Raw genomic sequence first — 16,634 nt, 5'->3', positions numbered from 1 at the left:
GGTGGTTGCCTGGAGTTAGCGCTTCAGCGCTTACCGCGGTCCCATGCTGCGCGCGTGGCGGAAATAGGCCCGGACGGCGGGGCTTCGGAGGCGCTGTCGCGCCGGGCGTCGCGAGCCGCGGCCGGAAACCCGGCCTGCGCGCCTTGGTCGACTACGCCGCCAGCCCCGGCCCCCGCAGCCTGCAGCACGGCGGCCAGCTTGCGCCGCCCGCGTGCGAGCCGCGACATCACCGTGCCGACCGGCAGGTCGGCGATCGCCGCGATGTCGCGGTAGCTCATGTCCTCCAGCTCCCGCAGGATCAGCACCTCGCGAAACTCGACCGGCAGTTTTTCAAGCGCCGCGTGAACGAGCCGCACGTCTTCCTCGCGGATCAGCGTCGCCTGGGGATCTTCGATGGCGCGCGACCAGCCCTCGAAGGTCTCGGCGGCGGACTCGTCGCCCGGCTCGGCGTCCTCGAAGGCCTGAACCTCATGCGACGACGCGCGCCGCCGCCATTCCGTGTACCACGTGCGCCGCACGATCGCGAAGAGCCACGGCCGCATGCTGTCGCCGCGGAACGTGTCGAAGAAGCGGAACGCACGCAGGTAGGCGTCCTGCACGACGTCCTCCGCGTCGCTCGCGTTGCCGCACAGCCAGCGCGCCAGGTTGTAGGCCGCGTCGAGATGCGGCAGCGCCATCTGCTGGAAGCGGCGGTTGCGTTCGTCCGAAGCCCGCTGATCCGCCGCGCATTGATTGGTGTCGTCCACCCTGGGTCCCCATAAGGCTCACGCGTTGAATACCGATGCCGAATCGAGTTTATTCCCGCCGCCGTCAAGCGCCTGAAAAAATCAAGCCGATTCGCGCGCTTACTCGTTCTCGCTCCAATACCCCGGGCGCGAATAGACCTCTTTCAGATAGTCGATGAAGTAGCGCACCTTGGCGGGCACATAGCGCTGCTGCGGATAGACGGCGAGGATGTCGTAATCGGGCAGTGCGTAGTCGTCGAGCACGGTCTCGAGCTCGCCGCGCGCGATCTGCTGCTGAACCTCCCAGGTCGAGCGCCAGCCGAGCCCGAGCCCTTCGGACACCCAGCGATGCAGCAGCTCGCCGTCGTTGCAATCGAGCGCGCCGCCGACGCGCACCGTCACGATCTTGCCGTTGCGCCGGAAATACCAGCCGCGGTTCTGCCCGCCTTGCAGATTGAACGCGAGACAGTTGTGCCCGGGCAGGTCTTCCAGCGTCTTTGGCCGGCCGTGCTTCTCGAAGTAGCCCGGCGTGCCGCACACCACGCGCCGGTTCGACGCGAGCTTCACCGCGACGAAGTTCGGATCGACCGCGCCGCCGATCCGGATCGACAGGTCGTAGCCCTCGCGCACGAGATCGACGACGCGGTCGGTCAGGTTGAACGACATCTGCAAGCCGGGCTTGTCCTTGAGGAACGCCGGCGCGAGCGGCGCGACGTGCTTGCGGCCGTAGGCCGCGGGCGCCGATACGATCAGGTGCCCGCTCACCGAGCGCCGCCCCGCCGTGAGCTCGTTCTCGGCCTGACCCCATTCGGTGAGCAGGCCCCGGCAGCGTTCGAGAAACGACGCGCCGTCTTCGCTGACGACGAGACGCCGCGTCGAGCGGTACATCAGCTTGACGCCGAGGCGCTTCTCGAGCGCGTCGATGCGCCGCCCGAGGATCACCGGCGACACCCCCTCCTCCAGCGCCGCCGCCGCGAGGCTGCCGGCGTCGGCCACGCGCACGAAAGTTTCGATTTGCTTGAAACGGTCCATGGTCTCGTCTCCCACTACCTAGGGTTTGCGCTTAGGCCTGATTGCCAGGCTGGATATGGCCAAGCGCCTTGCGCCCGCACCGCCTGGCCCGCCACCCATTCCATACTTTTTGTTTCGAAATAAGCGACCCGGACTGATCTTATCAAACCTTGGACGCCGCCTTACAGTGCTCTTCAACACCCATTCGCCGACATTAAGGAGACATCCCATGGCCAAGATGAGAGCCGTAGACGCAGCCGTGCTCGTGCTCGAAAAAGAAGGCATCGACACCGCGTTCGGCGTCCCCGGCGCCGCGATCAACCCGCTCTACTCGGCGATGAAGAAGGCCGGCGGCATCAGCCACGTGCTGGCGCGCCACGTCGAGGGCGCCTCGCACATGGCCGAAGGCTATACGCGCGCCGCGCCCGGCAACATCGGCGTGTGCATCGGCACCTCGGGCCCGGCCGGCACCGATATGATCACCGGTCTCTACTCGGCTCAGGCTGACTCGATTCCTATTCTCGCCATCACGGGCCAGGCGCCACGCGCACGTCTCTACAAGGAAGACTTCCAGGCCGTCGACATCGAATCGATCGCCAAGCCCGTCACGAAGTGGGCCGTCACCGTGCGCGAGCCGGCGCTCGTGCCGCGCGCGTTCCAGCAGGCGTTCCACCTGATGCGCTCGGGCCGTCCCGGCCCCGTGCTGATCGACCTGCCGATCGACGTGCAGCTCGCCGAGATCGAGTTCGACATCGACACCTACGAGCCGCTGCCGGTCTACAAGCCGAAGGCGGCCAGGAAGCAGATCGAAGCCGCGCTCACGCTGCTCAACAACGCGGACAAGCCGCTGATCGTCTCCGGCGGCGGCGTGCTCAACGCGGCGGCCGAAGACCTGCTCGTACAGTTCGCCGAGACGCTCGGCGTGCCCGTGATCCCGACGCTGATGTCATGGGGTGCGATTCCCGACGACCACCCGCTGATGGTCGGCATGGTCGGCCTGCAGACCTCGCACCGCTACGGCAACGCGACGCTGCTCGCCTCCGACTTCGTGCTCGGCATCGGCAACCGGTGGGCGAACCGCCACACGGGCAGCGTCGACGTCTATACGAAGGGCCGCAAGTTCGTCCACGTCGATATCGAGCCGACGCAGATCGGCCGCGTGTTCGGGCCGGATCTCGGCATCGTCTCCGATGCGAAGGCCGCGCTCGAGCTGTTCATTGAAGTCGCGCTCGAATGGAAGGCGGCCGGCAAGCTGAAGGACCGCGGCGCATGGGTCGCCGAGTGCCAGGAGCGCAAGCGCACGATGCTGCGCAAGACGCACTTCGACAACGTGCCGGTCAAGCCGCAGCGCGTCTACGAAGAGATGAACCGCGTGTTCGGCCGCGACACCTGCTACGTGAGCACGATCGGACTCTCGCAGATCGCCGCCGCGCAATTCCTGCACGTCTACAAGGCGCGCAACTGGATCAACTGCGGCCAGGCCGGCCCGCTCGGCTGGACGATTCCGGCCGCGCTCGGCGTGCGCGCTGCGGACCCGCAGCGCCCGATCGTCGCGCTTTCGGGCGACTACGACTTCCAGTTCATGATCGAAGAGCTGGCCGTGGGCGCGCAGTTCAAGCTGCCCTACGTGCACGTCGTCGTGAACAACTCGTACCTCGGCCTGATCCGCCAGGCGCAGCGCGCGTTCGACATGGACTACTGCGTGCAGCTCGCGTTCGAGAACATCAACGCGCCGGAAGTGAACGGCTATGGCGTCGATCACGTGTCGGTGGCCGAAGGCCTCGGCTGCAAGGCGCTGCGCGTGTTCAAGCCGGAAGACATCAAGCCAGCGCTCGAAAAGGCGAAGGCGATGCTCTCCGAGTTCAGCGTGCCGGTCGTCGTCGAGGTGATTCTCGAGCGCGTGACGAACATTTCGATGGGCACCGAGATCGACGCGATCAACGAGTTCGAGGAACTGGCCGAAAAGAAGCAGGACGCGCCGACCGCGATCTCGATGCTCGACTAATCCCTCGATCGATAAATACTTGACCGACCAGCGAGACATACCGACATGCCGAAATTCGCAGCCAACCTGACGATGCTCTTCAACGAAGTGCCGTTCCTCGACCGCTTCAAGGCGGCCGCCGAAGCGGGCTTCAATGCCGTCGAATTCCTGTTTCCGTACCCGTACTCGACGGCGGAGCTCGCCGAGCGGCTCGATGCGAACGAGCTGCGCCTCGTGCTGCACAACCTGCCAGCGGGCAATTGGGAAGCGGGCGAGCGCGGGATCGCCTGCCTGCCCGATCGCGTCGGCGAGTTCCAGGAAGGCGTCGGCCGCGCAATCCAGTATGCGAAGGCGCTGAAGGCGCCGCAGTTGAACTGCCTCGCCGGCATTCCCACGGCCGGCGTCGACAAGGACAAAGCCCGCGCGACGATCGTCGACAACCTGCGCTTCGCCGCGGGCGAGCTGAAGAAGGAAGGCATCAAGCTGCTGGTCGAGCCGTGCAACTCGCACGACATTCCCGGCTTCGCGCTGAACCGCTCCAGCGAAGGGCTCGACGTGATCCGCGCGGTCGGCTCGGACAACCTGTTCCTGCAGTACGACATCTATCACATGCAGCGGATGGAGGGCGAACTGGCCGCGACGATCAAGAAGAACCTCGCATCGATCGCGCACATCCAGCTCGCCGACAACCCGGGCCGCAACGAACCGGGCACGGGCGAGATCAACTACGCGTTCCTGTTCGCCCTGCTCGATTCGCTCGGCTACGACGGCTACATCGGCTGCGAGTACAAGCCGCGCACGACGACCGCCGAAGGCCTCGGCTGGCTGCGGAGCGTCGCGGGACAGCAGGCGGCTTGATCCGGCGGCGCCCCGGCAATGGCGCATTCATTCCAAGATCAAACATAGGAAGACAACCCAATGGCAAAGATCGGTTTCATCGGCCTCGGCATCATGGGCGCGCACATGGCGCGCAATCTCATCAAGGGCGGCCACACGCTGTTCGTGAACGGCGCCTATCCGGTGCCGGACGACCTGCGTCCGCAGACCACGGTCGTCGCCAACTCGACGGCGGTCGCGCAAGCCGCGGACATCATCATCTCGATCGTGCCGGACACGCCCGACGTCGCGAACGTGCTGTTCGCCGACGACGGCGTCGCGAAGGGCCTCACGGCCGGCAAGCTCGTGATCGACATGAGCTCGATCTCTCCGCTCGATACGCAGGAGTTCGCCAGGAAGATCAACGCGCTCGGCTGCGACTACCTCGACGCGCCGGTGTCGGGCGGCGAAGTCGGCGCACGCGACGCAACGCTGACGATCATGGTCGGCGGCCCGGAAAAGGCGTTCGAGCGCGCGAAGCCGCTCTTCGACCTGATGGGCAAGAACATCTCGCTCGTCGGCGAAAACGGCGCGGGCCAGACCACCAAGGTCGCCAACCAGATCATCGTCGCGCTGAACATCGAAGCCGTGGCCGAGGCGCTGCTGTTCGCAGCGCGCGCCGGCGCCGATCCGGAGCGCGTGCGCAAAGCGCTGATGGGCGGCTTCGCGTCGTCGCGCATTCTCGAGCTGCACGGCGAACGCATGACGAAGCGCACGTTCAATCCGGGCTTCCGGATCGAGCTGCACCAGAAGGATCTGAATCTCGCGCTCGAGGGCGCGCGCAAGCTCGGCATCGCCCTGCCGCATACGGCGAGCGCGCAGCAGCTCTTCAGCGTCTGCGCCGCGAACGGCGGCAAGGCGTGGGACCACTCGGCGATGATTCGCGCGCTCGAGATCATGGCGAACTTCCAGATCGCCGGGGCGTAAGCGCGCAAGGGATGCAGGAACATCGGCAGCCGTGCTTCGAGCATGGCGGCCGGAATGTGGGGCGCCTTGTCCGGCGCGCGCGGCTCACGTGTCATCGAGCCACGCGCGCCGGACAGGCAAAACGAGCCGCTCTGGGCTGAGAGCGGCAGGTGGGGTCCGCAGCGGCACCCGGCGGCGCCGGGGAAGCCTTGGTCGGTCAGACGGTCGCCGTCGGGTGTCCTGCTGTCGGATTGCTACCGCTTCATTCGCACTGTGTCGTCAGTACGTGTCGAAGATCTGCTGCAGCTGCGCAGCATCGGCCTTGCCCGCCGCCAGCGCGAGCATCAACAGCACGCGCGCCTTGTATGGGTTCAGCGTCCCGGCGCTGACGAAGCCGAGCGCATCGTCGCTCGCCGCGCCGTTGCGCATCACGTGGCCCGAGCCCACGCGCGACGAGCGCACCACGGCAACGCCCTTGTTCACCGCATCGGCGAGCGCGGCTTGCAGCGCAGAATGGATCGAACCGTTGCCGGTGCCGGCGACGACGATGCCGCGCACGCCCGCCGCCACGAGCGCATCGACCATCGTCCGCGTGGCGCCTGCATAGCTCGTGATGATCTCGACGCCCGGCCACCCGTTCGCCACTTCGCCGATCACGAACGGCGCACCGCTCGTATGCGGCCGCACGACGCCGCGTTGGAACTCCACGCGCCCATCCTGCACCCAGCCGAGCGCGCCGATCTCGGGCGACTGGAACGCATCGACCGCATAGGTGCTGGTCTTGACGATGTCGCGCGCGCTGTGAATCCGGTTGTTGAATGCGACGAGGACGCCCTGCCCGCGCGCAGCCGGGCTCGCCGCGACCGTGACCGCGCCGAGCAGGTTCAGCGGACCGTCGGCCGACAGCGCCGACGACGGCCGCATGGCCGCCGTCAGCACGACGGGCTTCGCGCTCTTGACAACCAGGTGCAGCAGGTACGCGGTTTCTTCGAGCGTATCGGTGCCGTGCGTGATGACGAGGCCATCGACATCGTCACTCGCGAGCAACGCGTTGACGCGCTCGGCGAGCGTCGCCCACAGCGTGAGCGGCATGTCCTTGCTGTCGATGCTCGCGACTTGCTCCGCGTCGATGCGCGCGACATGGGCAATCCCGGGCACCGCGGCGAGCAGCTTGTCGACGCCGACGACGCCGGCCTGATAGCCCGCCGTCTGCGCGGAATCGGCCGCCGAGCCGGCGATCGTGCCGCCGGTCGCGAGCACGGCGATGCGCGGCAGCACGCGCGGGGAGGAGGAAGCTGGGGTGGTCGAGGTAGTCATGGGCGCCATTGTAGACGCGCCGGACACCCCCCGCGCGGCGTTTTTTCGTCCGTTTTTCCGTCCTAATCCACTTCCTTCAACTGCGCGACGATCTCCGGCTCGGACAGATGCGGCGCGAACATCTCGATCAGCCTGTACGCGTACGCGCGCAGGAACGCGCCCTTGCGCAAGCCGACGCGCGTCGTGTTCGCCTCGAACAGATGCTCCGTATCGAGCGCGACGAGCTCGGTATCGCGCTTCGGATCGAACGCCATCGCCGCGACCACGCCGATCCCCATCCCCAGCTCGACATAGGTCTTGATCACGTCCGCGTCGATCGCGGTCAACACCACGTCGGGCAGCGCGCCCGCCTGCGCGAACGCCTGGTCGACGTGCGAGCGGCCCGTGAAGTCCTGGTCGTAGGTGACGATCGGATACTCGGCGATCTCCTCGAGCGTCAGGTTCTCGCGGCCGACGAGCGGATGGTTCTTCGGCACGACGACGACGTGATGCCACGAGTAGCACGGGAACGTGACGATATCGGGAAAGCGGTCGAGCGCCTCGGTCGAAATGCCGATGTCGGCCTCGCCGTTGATGATCATCTGCGCAATCTGCTGCGGGCTGCCCTGGCGCAGCGCGAGATGCACCTTCGGGAACACCTCGGTGAACTGGCGGATCACCTTCGGCAGCGCGTAGCGGGCCTGCGTGTGCGTCGTCGCGACGACGAGGTGGCCGCTGTCCTGGTCCGCGAACTGGCGCGCGACGCGGCGCAGGTTCTCCGCGTCGAGCAGCATCCGCTCGATCAACTGGTGCACGGCCTTGCCCGGCTCGGTGAGGCCCGTGAGCCGCTTGCCGCGGCGGATGAAGATGTCGACGCCGAGCTCGTCCTCGAGATCCTTGATCTGCTTGGAAACGCCCGATTGCGACGTGTAGAGGACGTTGGCGACCTCGGTCAGGTTCATGTTCTGGCGCACGGCTTCGCGTACGAAGCGCAATTGCTGGAAATTCATGTGTGCTTCTCCGGACAGGTGTTGTCGTTGTCTATTTATGAATGCTTGGATCGGCGCTTTGCCGGCGCCGCGTTCAGCGCGCGGGAAACACGCGCAGCGCGCGCGGCACCGCGGTCGCGCCGTCGCCGACGGCGAGGCGCAGATCGCGCCACGTTTCGCGGTCGAGCTCGGCTTCGAGCACGCTGCCGCCGCGTCCTTCGAGCTCGACGCGCACCGAGCCGCCGAGCGTCACGACGCGCCGCACGTCGACGACGATGCCGTCGCGCGCGGCATCGTGCCCTGCGCCTGCGTCTTGCCCGCTGCCGCGCGGATAGAGCGTCAGGTCGTGCGGCCGCACGTAAGCCAGCGCCGGTCCCGCGAAGCCGGCCGTCACCGCGATCGGCCTGGCGGCGCCGTCCGCGACGAAGCCGCCCGCCTCGACGCTGCCGCTCAAGCGGTTCGCCGCGCCCAGGAATTCGTAGACGAACGAGGTCTGCGGATGGTCGTAGACGTCCTGCGGATTGCCGACCTGCTCGACGCGTCCGCGGTTCAGCACGACGATGCGGTCGGCCACTTCGAGCGCTTCCTCCTGATCGTGCGTGACGAAGATCGTCGAGATGTGCAGGTCGTCGTGCAGGCGGCGCAGCCAGCTGCGCAACTCCTTGCGGACTTTCGCATCGAGCGCGCCGAACGGCTCGTCGAGCAGCAGCACCTTCGGCTCGACGGCCAGCGCCCGCGCCAGCGCGATGCGCTGCCGCTGGCCGCCCGAGAGCTCCGACGGATAGCGCTGCGCGAGCCAGTCGAGCTGCACGAGCTTCAGGAGCTCGTGCACCTTCTCGCGAATCACGGACTCGGACGGGCGCTCCTTGCGCGGCTTCACACGCAGTCCGAACGCGACATTCTCGAACACGGTCATGTGCCTGAAAAGCGCGTAGTGCTGGAACACGAAGCCGACCTGCCGCTCGCGCGCGCCGACACCGCCGACGTCCTGCCCTTGCAGCACGACCTGCCCAGCATCGGCATGCTCGAGGCCGGCGATCACGCGCAACAGTGTGGTCTTGCCGCAGCCGGACGGCCCGAGCAGCGCGACGAGCTCGCCCGGCGGGAAATCGAGCGAGACGTCGTCGAGCGCGGCGAAATCGCCAAAGCGCTTGTGCAGATTGTGAACGGTGATGCCCATGTCTGATACGCCTCTTGACTGTGTTTCTTACTTGATCGACTCGGCCGATCGACTCGAGCTCGCCACGGCCATCCCGCGCTCGGCGATGAGCTTCAAGCCGAGCGTCACGAGCGCGAGCAAGGCGAGCAGCGACGCCACCGCGAACGCGGCCGAGAAGTTGTACTCGTTGTAGAGAATCTCGACGTGCAGCGGCATCGTGTCGGTCTGCCCGCGGATGTGCCCCGACACCACCGACACCGCGCCGAACTCGCCCATCGCGCGCGCATTGCAGAGAATCACGCCGTACAGCAGCCCCCATTTGACGTTGGGCAGCGTGACGCGCCGGAAGATCTGCCAGCCCGACGCGCCGAGCACGTGCGCGGCCTCTTCTTCGTCGTTGCCCTGCGCCTGCATCAGCGGAATCAGCTCGCGCGCGACGAACGGGAACGTGACGAAGACCGTCGCGAGCACGATGCCGGGCACGGCGAAGATGATCTGCGTGTCGTGCTCGGCGAGCCATGGGCCGAACCAGCCCTGCGCGCCGAACATCAGCACGTAGATGAGCCCTGAGATCACCGGCGACACCGAGAACGGCAGGTCGATCAGCGTCGTCAGCAGCGCGCGGCCCTTGAACTCGAACTTGGCGATCGCCCACGACGCCGCGAGGCCGAACGCCAGGTTCAGCGGCACGGCGATGGCCGCGACGAGCAGCGTGAGCTTGATCGCGGCCCATGCGTCCGGATCGGCGAGCGACTCGAAGTAGTAGCCGACGCCTTTCCGGAACGCCTCGTAGAACACGGCCGCGAGCGGCACGGCGAGGAACAGCATGAGGAACACGAGCGCGATGCTGGTCAGCACCCAGCGCACAATGCGCGGCTCGGTGACGGGGTCCTGCTTGCCGGCTGCCCGCACGCGCGGGGTTTGATCAAGGACAGCGGATGCCTGGCTCATTGCGCACCTCCTTCAATCGCCGGGACGCTCACCGCCCCGCTCGCCCCCCGGCTCGTGCGGCGCTGCAAGTACCACTGCAGCGTATTGATCAGGAGCAGCATCGCGAACGACACGGCCAGCATCACCACAGCCAGCGCCGTCGCGCCCGCGTAGTCGTACTGCTCGAGCTTGGTGATGATGAGCAGCGACGTGATCTCCGACTTCATCGGCACGTTGCCCGCGATGAAGATCACCGAGCCGTACTCGCCGAGCGCGCGCGCGAAGGCGAGCGCGAAGCCGGTCAGGAGCGCGGGCGCGACCGCCGGCAGCACGACCCGGCGAAACGTCAGCCAGCGCGACGCGCCGAGGCACGCAGCGGCCTCCTCCTGCTCACGCTCGAAGTCCTCGAGCACCGGCTGCACCGTGCGCACGACGAACGGCAGGCCGATGAACGTCAGCGCGACCAGCACGCCCAACGGCGTGAACGCGATCTTGAGACCGAGCGGCTCGAGGAACTGGCCGATCCAGCCATTGCCCGAATAGACGGCGGCAAGCGAGATACCCGCGACCGAAGTCGGCAGCGCGAACGGCAAGTCGACGACCGCATCGACGATACGCTTGCCCGGAAACCGGTAGCGCACGAGCACCCAGGCGACCAGAAAACCAAACACGGCGTTCAGGAGCGCGCCGCCCAGCGCCGCGGAAAACGTGAGCCGGTACGACGCCAGCACGCGCGGCGACGCGACCGCGCGCACGAACTGGTCCCACTGGAGCGTGGCGGTCTTGAGGAACGTGGCGGCAAGCGGAATCAACACCACGAGGCTCAAATACGCCACCGTGATGCCGAGCGTCACGCCAAAGCCGGGCAAGGCGCTCGGCTTCTTGAAGGTGAACGTCGTCATGCGGATGCTCTTCTCGGGTGCGGCTCGGGGGAGCCGTTCGGGCGGCCGTGCGCGTCTTCGCGACATGCACGGCCGCCCGCTGTCTGTAGTTATGGTGCCGTTGCCGTGGCGGACGGCGTCACTGCGGCTGATAGATCGAATCGAACACGCCGCCGTCGGCGAAGTGCGTCTTCTGGGCGTTCGTCCAGCCGCCGAACGTGTCGTCGACCGTGTACAGCTTCAGCTTCGGAAACTTGTCGGTCAGCGCGGCCGGCACCTTGCTCGAACGCGGCCGGTAGAAATTCTTCGCGGCGATCTCCTGCCCTTCGTCGCTATAGAGGAAGTTCAGATACGCCTCGGCGACCTTGCGCGTGCCGCGCTTGTCGACGACCTTGTCGACCACCGCCACGGGCGGCTCGGCCAGAATGCTCGCCGACGGCACGACGATCTCGAACTTGTCCGCGCCGAATTCCTTCTGCGACAGGAACGCCTCGTTCTCCCACGCGATCAGCACGTCGCCGATGCCGCGCTGCACGAAGCTCGTGGTCGCGCCGCGCGCGCCCGAATCGAGCACGCCGGCGTTCTTGTAGAGCTTGATGATGAAGGCCTTCGCCGTCTCCGGGCTGCCGCCGGGCAGGTGCTGCGCGTAGGCCCACGCCGCGAGGTAGTTCCAGCGCGCGCCGCCGGAGGTCTTCGGGTTCGGCGTCACGATCGCGACGCCCGGCTTCACGAGGTCGTCCCAATCCTTGATGTGCTTGGGATTGCCCTTGCGCACGAGAAACACGATCGTCGAGGTGTAGGGCGAGGCGTTGTCGGGCAGGCGCTTCTGCCAGTTCTTGTCGATCAGGCCTTTGTTGGCAAGCGCGTCGATGTCGTAGGCGAGCGCGAGCGTCACCACGTCGGCCTGCAGGCCGTCCAGCACCGAGCGCGCCTGCGCGCCCGAGCCGCCGTGCGACTGCTTGAAGGTCACCGTCTCGCCGGTCTTGGCCTTCCACTCCTTGCCGAACGCCTGGTTGATGTCCTGGTACAGCTCGCGCGTCGGGTCGTACGACACGTTCAGGAGCGTCGTATCCGCCTTCGCGGGCGCGCTCGCTCCGAGCGCCAGGACGCCTGCCGCCGCCGTCAGCGCGCCGAAAGCCAGCGCCGCCGCCCATCGGCGGGCGCCGCCCGCCTGCCCCGTCATTCTTTTCGCCATGCGTTTGTTCTCCGTTTTCAAGACGCTTGCTGATCGATTGGGGCAGTCTATCGAACGGCCTACATACTCAAAAATAATAAATCTTCATTCTTTAATGCCAAAAAGTGGATAGCGACAGCCGGAACCGGCGCTATCGATGCCGTTTGGCTGCTGTGACGTACGGAAATGACCTGGATCAGGCTCTGTGGCGGGTTCGCACGGAGACACTTCAAGTAACGCTTGAAATACGACGAATACTGTATAAAAATACAGCCACCTGTCTATCCATACAGTGCTCCATGACCAAACTCACCGCAAGGCAGCAGCAGGTTTACGACTTGATCCGCCAGACGATCGAACGCAGCGGCTTTCCCCCCACGCGCGCCGAAATTGCCGCTGAGCTCGGCTTCAGCTCGGCCAACTCGGCGGAAGAGCACCTGCGGGCGCTCGCGCGCAAGGGCGTGATCGAGCTCGCGCCCGGCGCGTCGCGCGGCATCCGCCTGCTGATGGGCGTGGACGACGCGCCCCACCAGTTCACGCTGCCGCATCCGGGCCTGATGCAGCTGTCGCTGCCGCTCGTCGGGCGTGTTGCGGCGGGTAGCCCGATCCTCGCGCAGGAACACATTTCGCAGCACTACGCCTGCGATCCGGCTCTCTTCTCCAGCAAGCCCGATTACCTGCTGAAGGTGCGCGGGCTGTCGATGCGCGACGCCGGCATCCTCGACGGCGACCTGCTCGCCGTGCAAAAGCGCAGCGAGGCGAAAGACGGCCAGATCATCGTCGCGCGGCTCGGGGACGACGTTACCGTCAAGCGCCTGAAGCGCCGCAAGGACGGCATCGAACTGATCGCCGAGAACCCCGATTACGAAAACATCTTCGTTCAGGCCGGCAGCGCGGAGTTCGCGCTCGAAGGCATCGCGGTGGGGCTGATTCGCCCGACCGAATTCTGAACACTGCCTGGAGAACGCCATGGACCGCCTCGCCCGCCTCTTGCCCTTCCGCCAATTCGGCCGCCTGCGTCATCTGCGCGGCGTCGTGCCGTGTGCGCCGCTCGAAGCGCCCGCCGCGCTGACCCGCGCGGCGCGGTTAGAGGAGCAGACGGCGCAGGAGCCGGCGCTGCCGTCGGCGCTGCCCGCGTTCGCGCGAGTTTCGCTGAACAGCACGCTCACGAACGCGGAGCCGGCGCGGCGCGGGCCCGTGCGGGTCTATCACGGCACTTCGCGCTTCATCATGGTCGGCACCATCGATGCCGTTTGCCGGATGATCGACCGCTGCATCGCCGCCGAGCGTTCGGGCGCGCAGCCGGGGCTTTTCGATTGATCTGCGTGCATTGGCTCGTTGCAGTTGCATTAGCTCACAACTGCAACAGGATCATTTTTGTACGATGACGGTCCACCCTAGCTCGTAGTCGTTTTGCGGAGACCTTCTCGTCATGTCCGATCCCGTTCGTTCCACGCGGCGCAATCCGTTTGTTGTTGCGTTTGCGGTTGTTGCCGCCATCGCGGCGATCTTCGTGTTGGGCTATGCCTATGTGTCGCCGTACGTTGCGCTCGCTCAGATGAAACACGCGGCAGACGCACGCGATGCGCAAACGCTCAACGAGTATGTCGACTATCCGGCCTTGCGCGGAAGCCTCAAGGAACAGGTGTCGCAAATGCTGACGCGGCGCATCGACGAACAAAAGTACAACCACCCGTTTGCTGCGCTCGGCGCAATGATCGGGGTCGCCCTGATCGATCCGCTCGTGGATGCCTACGCGACGCCCGACGGCGTGGCCGCGATATTGCGCGGCATGCCGCCGCGCGGCAATCCCGGTGAACGGCCGCCGGAGCTTACGGCAGATAGCGCCGCGTCGAATGAAGCCTCGCCGCAACCTGCGCAAGCGCCTGCGGCACCGGCTTCAAACCCGGCCTCATCGCCCCCTGCCGAGCCCAAAACGACGACCGGCTATCGCGGCGTCAACGATTTCGCCGTCACGTATCGGCATGGCGCCAACAACGCGCGCTACTCGGCGATTCTGCATCGCTACGGGTTGTTTTCCTGGAAGCTCGCGGCGATCGACCTGAACGGTTGATTCAGCGCGCGCAGATGCCATCAAGCGCAATGCCCCGCGGCCGATCTGACCGATCGGCCGCAGCAGCCGCGCGGGTCAACGCCCGGAGCTCGCAGCAGCCTCGAGTTCCGCTTCTTTTCTTTGCTCTTGCGGCGTCGAGCATGCAACGAGAATGCTGCACGAGACACGGTCGAGCAACTGCGTATTGCCCGAGCCCATCCACCAGCGTGATAAGCCGCTGCGGCAACGGTGGCCCACCACGACGAGATCGACCTTGAGTTCTTCGGCGAGGTTGGCGATCTCGTCAATCGGATGACCGAATGCGAAATGGCCGTGCGCCTGCACGCCCCGCTCGGTCAGCCAGTTCACGCCTTCCTGGAGAATCTCGCGCGCGGCTTCCTCGAAACGGCCGCACGCCACGTCGGTCAGGAGCCCCGCGCTCTGGGCGATGCTCGTGCGCATGTCGACAACCGACAGCAGATGAGTCTCCGCCTTCAAGTCGAGCGCCAGATCGGCGCCGCAACGCAGCGCCTTGCGTCCTTCGCGTGTGCCGTCGTAGCACAACAGAATTTTCTTGTAGCTTGCCATCATGGCCTCCCATTCGCGCTTGTGCGCACTTTCGCCCTAATCATGGTGCGCCGCAAATCCGCTTGCAAGGGATGGAAAACGCTTATAAGCCGGGGACAGATTCGTGATCCAAATGCAAGGCAAGTGAGAGCAACATGCCAATCCGCGCCAAACCCGCTGCGCCGCACCAGTTCAGCGCCTGGCCGGCACACAATCAGCGCAAGCGCTGCACAGAGCCGTTTTCGCCAATGCACTAGAATGGCCCAAGCCCCTCACCGCTCTCCCAACGGACCTCAAGCGCTCATGTCAGAAGCCGCCATCGAGTTTGTAGAAGTCGAAAAACATTTCGGCGACAAAGCCGTCGTCAATGGCCTGTCGTTTCATGTGCGCGTCGGCGAGTGCTTTGGCCTGCTCGGACCGAACGGCGCAGGCAAGACCACCTCGATCAAGATGCTGCTCGGGATGAGCGAGCCTGACGCCGGCACGATCCGCCTGTGCGGCGAGCCGATTCCGGCGCGGGCGCGTTTTGCGCGGCAGCGCGTCGGCGTCGTGCCGCAGTTCGACAATCTCGACCCAGACTTCACCGTCCGCGAAAACCTATTGGTATTCGGCCGCTACTTCGGGCTGTCGGCGGCGCAGGCGCGCGCGATGGTGCCGACGCTGCTCGAATTCGCACGCCTCGAAAACAAGGCCGATGCGCGCGTGGGCGAATTGTCGGGCGGCATGAAGCGGCGTCTCACGCTGGCGCGCGCGCTCATCAACGATCCGGACGTGCTGATCATGGACGAGCCGACCACCGGTCTCGATCCGCAGGCGCGGCACCTGATCTGGGAGCGCCTGCGCTCTCTGCTCGCGCGCGGCAAGACGATCCTGCTCACGACTCACTTCATGGAGGAGGCCGAGCGGCTCTGCCATCGCCTGTGCGTCATCGAGGAGGGGCAAAAGATCGCCGAAGGCGCGCCCAAGGAGCTGATCGAAACGGAGATCGGCTGCGAGGTCATCGAGATCTACGGCGCCGCCCCCGCCGCCCTGCGCGACGAGCTCGCGCCCTTCGCCGTGCGCACCGAGATCAGCGGCGAGACGCTCTTTTGCTACGTACGCGATCCACAGCCGGTGCATGCGCGTCTCGATGGCCGCGCCGGCCTGCGTTACCTGCATCGGCCGGCAAATCTCGAAGACGTGTTCCTGCGGCTCACGGGCCGCGAGATGCAGGACTGACGATCCAACACGCAAGAACAGGACCGAATGACAATGGATGCCCGCCGCTACGACCTTCCCGACGCGCCGCCCACGACCGTCTCGCGCGTACGCGGCGCGCTGCCCGCCAACGCGACTCACTGGATCGCGGTATGGCGGCGCAACTATCTGGTGTGGAAGAAGCTCGCGCTGGCGTCGATGATCGGCAACCTCGCCGACCCGATGATCTACTTGTTCGGCCTGGGCCTCGGGCTCGGGCTGATGGTGGGACGCGTCGAAGGCGTGTCGTATATCGCGTTTCTCGCGGCGGGCACGGTGGCCTCTAGCGTGATGATGTCGGCGAGCTTCGAGTCGATGTATTCGGGTTTTTCGCGCATGCACGTGCAGCGCACCTGGGAAGCCATCATGCACACGCCGCTTACGCTCGGCGACATCGTGCTGGGCGAGATCGTCTGGGCCGCGAGCAAGGCGATGCTCTCGGGCGTAGCGATCATGCTGGTGGCTGGGCTGCTCGGCTATGGGAGCTTTCCGTCGATGCTGCTCGCGCTCCCGGCGATCGTGCTGGCGGGGTTGGCGTTCGCGAGCCTCGCGATGATCGTGACGGCGCTCGCACCGTCGTACGACTTCTTCATGTTTTACCAGACGCTCGTGCTCACGCCGATGCTGCTGCTCTCCGGCGTGTTCTTCCCGATCACGCAGTTGCCGGCGCTTGCGCAGCGCGCCGCTCAAGCGCTGCCGCTGCTGCATGCAGTGGAGCTGATCCGGCCCGCGATGCTCGGGCGCCCGATGCCGGACGCCGCGCTGCATATCTACGTGCTGGCCGGCTATGCGCTGGTGTCGTTCTTCATCTGCGCTGTGCTGTTCAGGCGCAGGATGATGCGCTGAC

The 16,634-nt window shown here is 66.1% G+C and carries 17 protein-coding genes; 8 read left to right on the top strand and 9 right to left on the bottom strand.

Annotation, left to right across the window (positions count from 1 at the left end):
• Window positions 1–23: 23 nt before the first annotated feature.
• Together FAZ69_RS08190 and FAZ69_RS08185 are read right to left on the bottom strand one after the other, a co-directional pair.
• Window positions 24–746 (bottom strand): RNA polymerase sigma factor, encoded by a 723-nt coding sequence (locus FAZ69_RS08190; RefSeq protein ID WP_136893449.1) that lies wholly within the window; start codon window positions 744–746, stop codon window positions 24–26.
• 99 nt (window positions 747–845) lie between these two features.
• Window positions 846–1,757: a LysR family transcriptional regulator gene (locus FAZ69_RS08185; RefSeq protein WP_136893448.1), complete on the bottom strand. Its 912-nt coding sequence runs from the start codon at window positions 1,755–1,757 to the stop codon at window positions 846–848.
• 208 nt (window positions 1,758–1,965) lie between these two features.
• Here FAZ69_RS08185 and gcl point away from each other — a divergent pair, with 208 nt between their 5' ends.
• The 3 genes from gcl to FAZ69_RS08170 are packed head-to-tail and all read left to right on the top strand — an operon-like array spanning window position 1,966 to window position 5,523.
• A complete protein-coding gene (gene gcl / locus FAZ69_RS08180) occupies window positions 1,966–3,741 on the top strand; it encodes a glyoxylate carboligase (RefSeq protein ID WP_136893447.1) in 1,776 nt (591 codons plus the stop codon).
• Window positions 3,742–3,786: 45 nt separating this feature from the next.
• On the top strand, window positions 3,787–4,578 hold the full coding sequence (hyi, locus tag FAZ69_RS08175; RefSeq protein ID WP_136893446.1) for a hydroxypyruvate isomerase: 792 nt from the start codon (window positions 3,787–3,789) through the stop codon (window positions 4,576–4,578).
• A 60-nt stretch (window positions 4,579–4,638) separates the two neighbouring features.
• On the top strand, window positions 4,639–5,523 hold the full coding sequence (locus tag FAZ69_RS08170) for a 2-hydroxy-3-oxopropionate reductase (RefSeq protein WP_136893445.1): 885 nt from the start codon (window positions 4,639–4,641) through the stop codon (window positions 5,521–5,523).
• 258 nt (window positions 5,524–5,781) lie between these two features.
• Here the strand turns inward: FAZ69_RS08170 and FAZ69_RS08165 are convergent, their stop codons facing one another.
• The 6 genes from FAZ69_RS08165 to FAZ69_RS08140 form a co-directional block, all read right to left on the bottom strand.
• Window positions 5,782–6,819 (bottom strand): asparaginase, encoded by a 1,038-nt coding sequence (locus tag FAZ69_RS08165; RefSeq protein WP_240702147.1) that lies wholly within the window; start codon window positions 6,817–6,819, stop codon window positions 5,782–5,784.
• A 62-nt stretch (window positions 6,820–6,881) separates the two neighbouring features.
• Window positions 6,882–7,808 carry a CysB family HTH-type transcriptional regulator gene (locus FAZ69_RS08160; protein WP_136893443.1) on the bottom strand — a complete coding sequence of 309 codons (927 nt, stop codon included), beginning with the start codon at window positions 7,806–7,808 and terminating at the stop codon, window positions 6,882–6,884.
• A gap of 73 nt (window positions 7,809–7,881) precedes the next feature.
• The gene (locus tag FAZ69_RS08155; RefSeq protein WP_136893442.1) at window positions 7,882–8,967 is read right to left on the bottom strand and encodes a sulfate/molybdate ABC transporter ATP-binding protein; all 1,086 of its coding nucleotides are present in this window, start codon (window positions 8,965–8,967) and stop codon (window positions 7,882–7,884) included.
• 27 nt (window positions 8,968–8,994) lie between these two features.
• Window positions 8,995–9,897, bottom strand: a complete 903-nt coding sequence (cysW, locus tag FAZ69_RS08150) for a sulfate ABC transporter permease subunit CysW (RefSeq protein ID WP_136893441.1) — start codon at window positions 9,895–9,897, stop codon at window positions 8,995–8,997.
• Window positions 9,894–10,778: a sulfate ABC transporter permease subunit CysT gene (gene cysT / locus FAZ69_RS08145; RefSeq protein WP_136893440.1), complete on the bottom strand. Its 885-nt coding sequence runs from the start codon at window positions 10,776–10,778 to the stop codon at window positions 9,894–9,896. Before cysT ends, cysW begins: the two co-directional genes overlap by 4 nt.
• A gap of 118 nt (window positions 10,779–10,896) precedes the next feature.
• On the bottom strand, window positions 10,897–11,952 hold the full coding sequence (locus FAZ69_RS08140; RefSeq protein WP_136893439.1) for a sulfate ABC transporter substrate-binding protein: 1,056 nt from the start codon (window positions 11,950–11,952) through the stop codon (window positions 10,897–10,899).
• A 278-nt stretch (window positions 11,953–12,230) separates the two neighbouring features.
• Between FAZ69_RS08140 and lexA the strand changes: the two genes are divergently transcribed.
• The 3 genes from lexA (at window position 12,231) to FAZ69_RS08120 (ending at window position 14,005) form a co-directional block, all read left to right on the top strand.
• On the top strand, window positions 12,231–12,881 hold the full coding sequence (gene lexA / locus FAZ69_RS08130; protein ID WP_136893438.1) for a transcriptional repressor LexA: 651 nt from the start codon (window positions 12,231–12,233) through the stop codon (window positions 12,879–12,881).
• Between the two features lie 19 nt (window positions 12,882–12,900).
• Window positions 12,901–13,251, top strand: coding sequence for a hypothetical protein (locus FAZ69_RS08125; protein WP_136893437.1), 351 nt, complete (start codon window positions 12,901–12,903; stop codon window positions 13,249–13,251).
• A 112-nt stretch (window positions 13,252–13,363) separates the two neighbouring features.
• Window positions 13,364–14,005, top strand: coding sequence for a DUF2939 domain-containing protein (locus FAZ69_RS08120; RefSeq protein WP_136893436.1), 642 nt, complete (start codon window positions 13,364–13,366; stop codon window positions 14,003–14,005).
• 75 nt (window positions 14,006–14,080) lie between these two features.
• Here the strand turns inward: FAZ69_RS08120 and FAZ69_RS08115 are convergent, their stop codons facing one another.
• The gene (locus tag FAZ69_RS08115; RefSeq protein WP_136893435.1) at window positions 14,081–14,572 is read right to left on the bottom strand and encodes a universal stress protein; all 492 of its coding nucleotides are present in this window, start codon (window positions 14,570–14,572) and stop codon (window positions 14,081–14,083) included.
• Between the two features lie 282 nt (window positions 14,573–14,854).
• Between FAZ69_RS08115 and nodI the strand changes: the two genes are divergently transcribed.
• Entirely contained in the window at window positions 14,855–15,769 is a 915-nt protein-coding gene (gene nodI, locus FAZ69_RS08110) for a nodulation factor ABC transporter ATP-binding protein NodI (protein WP_136893434.1), read from the top strand.
• A gap of 33 nt (window positions 15,770–15,802) precedes the next feature.
• Window positions 15,803–16,633: an ABC transporter permease gene (locus FAZ69_RS08105; RefSeq protein WP_136893671.1), complete on the top strand. Its 831-nt coding sequence runs from the start codon at window positions 15,803–15,805 to the stop codon at window positions 16,631–16,633.
• The last annotated feature ends 1 nt before the right edge of the window (window position 16,634 follow it).

The sequence above is a fragment of the Trinickia terrae genome, assembly GCF_005144415.1.
GTDB classification, from domain to species: domain Bacteria; phylum Pseudomonadota; class Gammaproteobacteria; order Burkholderiales; family Burkholderiaceae; genus Trinickia_A; species Trinickia_A terrae.
The sequence above is the reverse complement of the archived record's forward strand: the minus strand, read 5'-3'. Positions and strand labels throughout refer to the sequence as shown.

Bases quoted from the DNA above. Each gene is read 5' to 3' on its own strand.
- hyi (WP_136893446.1), top strand. From the start codon at position 3,787: ATGCCGAAATTCGCAGCCAACCTGACGATGCTCTTCAACGAAGTGCCG.
- FAZ69_RS08165 (WP_240702147.1), bottom strand. From the start codon at position 6,819: ATGACTACCTCGACCACCCCAGCTTCCTCCTCCCCGCGCGTGCTGCCG.
- cysW (WP_136893441.1), bottom strand. From the start codon at position 9,897: ATGAGCCAGGCATCCGCTGTCCTTGATCAAACCCCGCGCGTGCGGGCA.
- FAZ69_RS08125 (WP_136893437.1), top strand. From the start codon at position 12,901: ATGGACCGCCTCGCCCGCCTCTTGCCCTTCCGCCAATTCGGCCGCCTG.
- FAZ69_RS08160 (WP_136893443.1), bottom strand. From the start codon at position 7,808: ATGAATTTCCAGCAATTGCGCTTCGTACGCGAAGCCGTGCGCCAGAAC.
- FAZ69_RS08155 (WP_136893442.1), bottom strand. From the start codon at position 8,967: ATGGGCATCACCGTTCACAATCTGCACAAGCGCTTTGGCGATTTCGCC.
- gcl (WP_136893447.1), top strand. From the start codon at position 1,966: ATGGCCAAGATGAGAGCCGTAGACGCAGCCGTGCTCGTGCTCGAAAAA.
- nodI (WP_136893434.1), top strand. From the start codon at position 14,855: ATGTCAGAAGCCGCCATCGAGTTTGTAGAAGTCGAAAAACATTTCGGC.
- FAZ69_RS08185 (WP_136893448.1), bottom strand. From the start codon at position 1,757: ATGGACCGTTTCAAGCAAATCGAAACTTTCGTGCGCGTGGCCGACGCC.
- FAZ69_RS08140 (WP_136893439.1), bottom strand. From the start codon at position 11,952: ATGGCGAAAAGAATGACGGGGCAGGCGGGCGGCGCCCGCCGATGGGCG.
- cysT (WP_136893440.1), bottom strand. From the start codon at position 10,778: ATGACGACGTTCACCTTCAAGAAGCCGAGCGCCTTGCCCGGCTTTGGC.
- lexA (WP_136893438.1), top strand. From the start codon at position 12,231: ATGACCAAACTCACCGCAAGGCAGCAGCAGGTTTACGACTTGATCCGC.
- FAZ69_RS08120 (WP_136893436.1), top strand. From the start codon at position 13,364: ATGTCCGATCCCGTTCGTTCCACGCGGCGCAATCCGTTTGTTGTTGCG.
- FAZ69_RS08115 (WP_136893435.1), bottom strand. From the start codon at position 14,572: ATGGCAAGCTACAAGAAAATTCTGTTGTGCTACGACGGCACACGCGAA.
- FAZ69_RS08170 (WP_136893445.1), top strand. From the start codon at position 4,639: ATGGCAAAGATCGGTTTCATCGGCCTCGGCATCATGGGCGCGCACATG.
- FAZ69_RS08105 (WP_136893671.1), top strand. From the start codon at position 15,803: ATGGATGCCCGCCGCTACGACCTTCCCGACGCGCCGCCCACGACCGTC.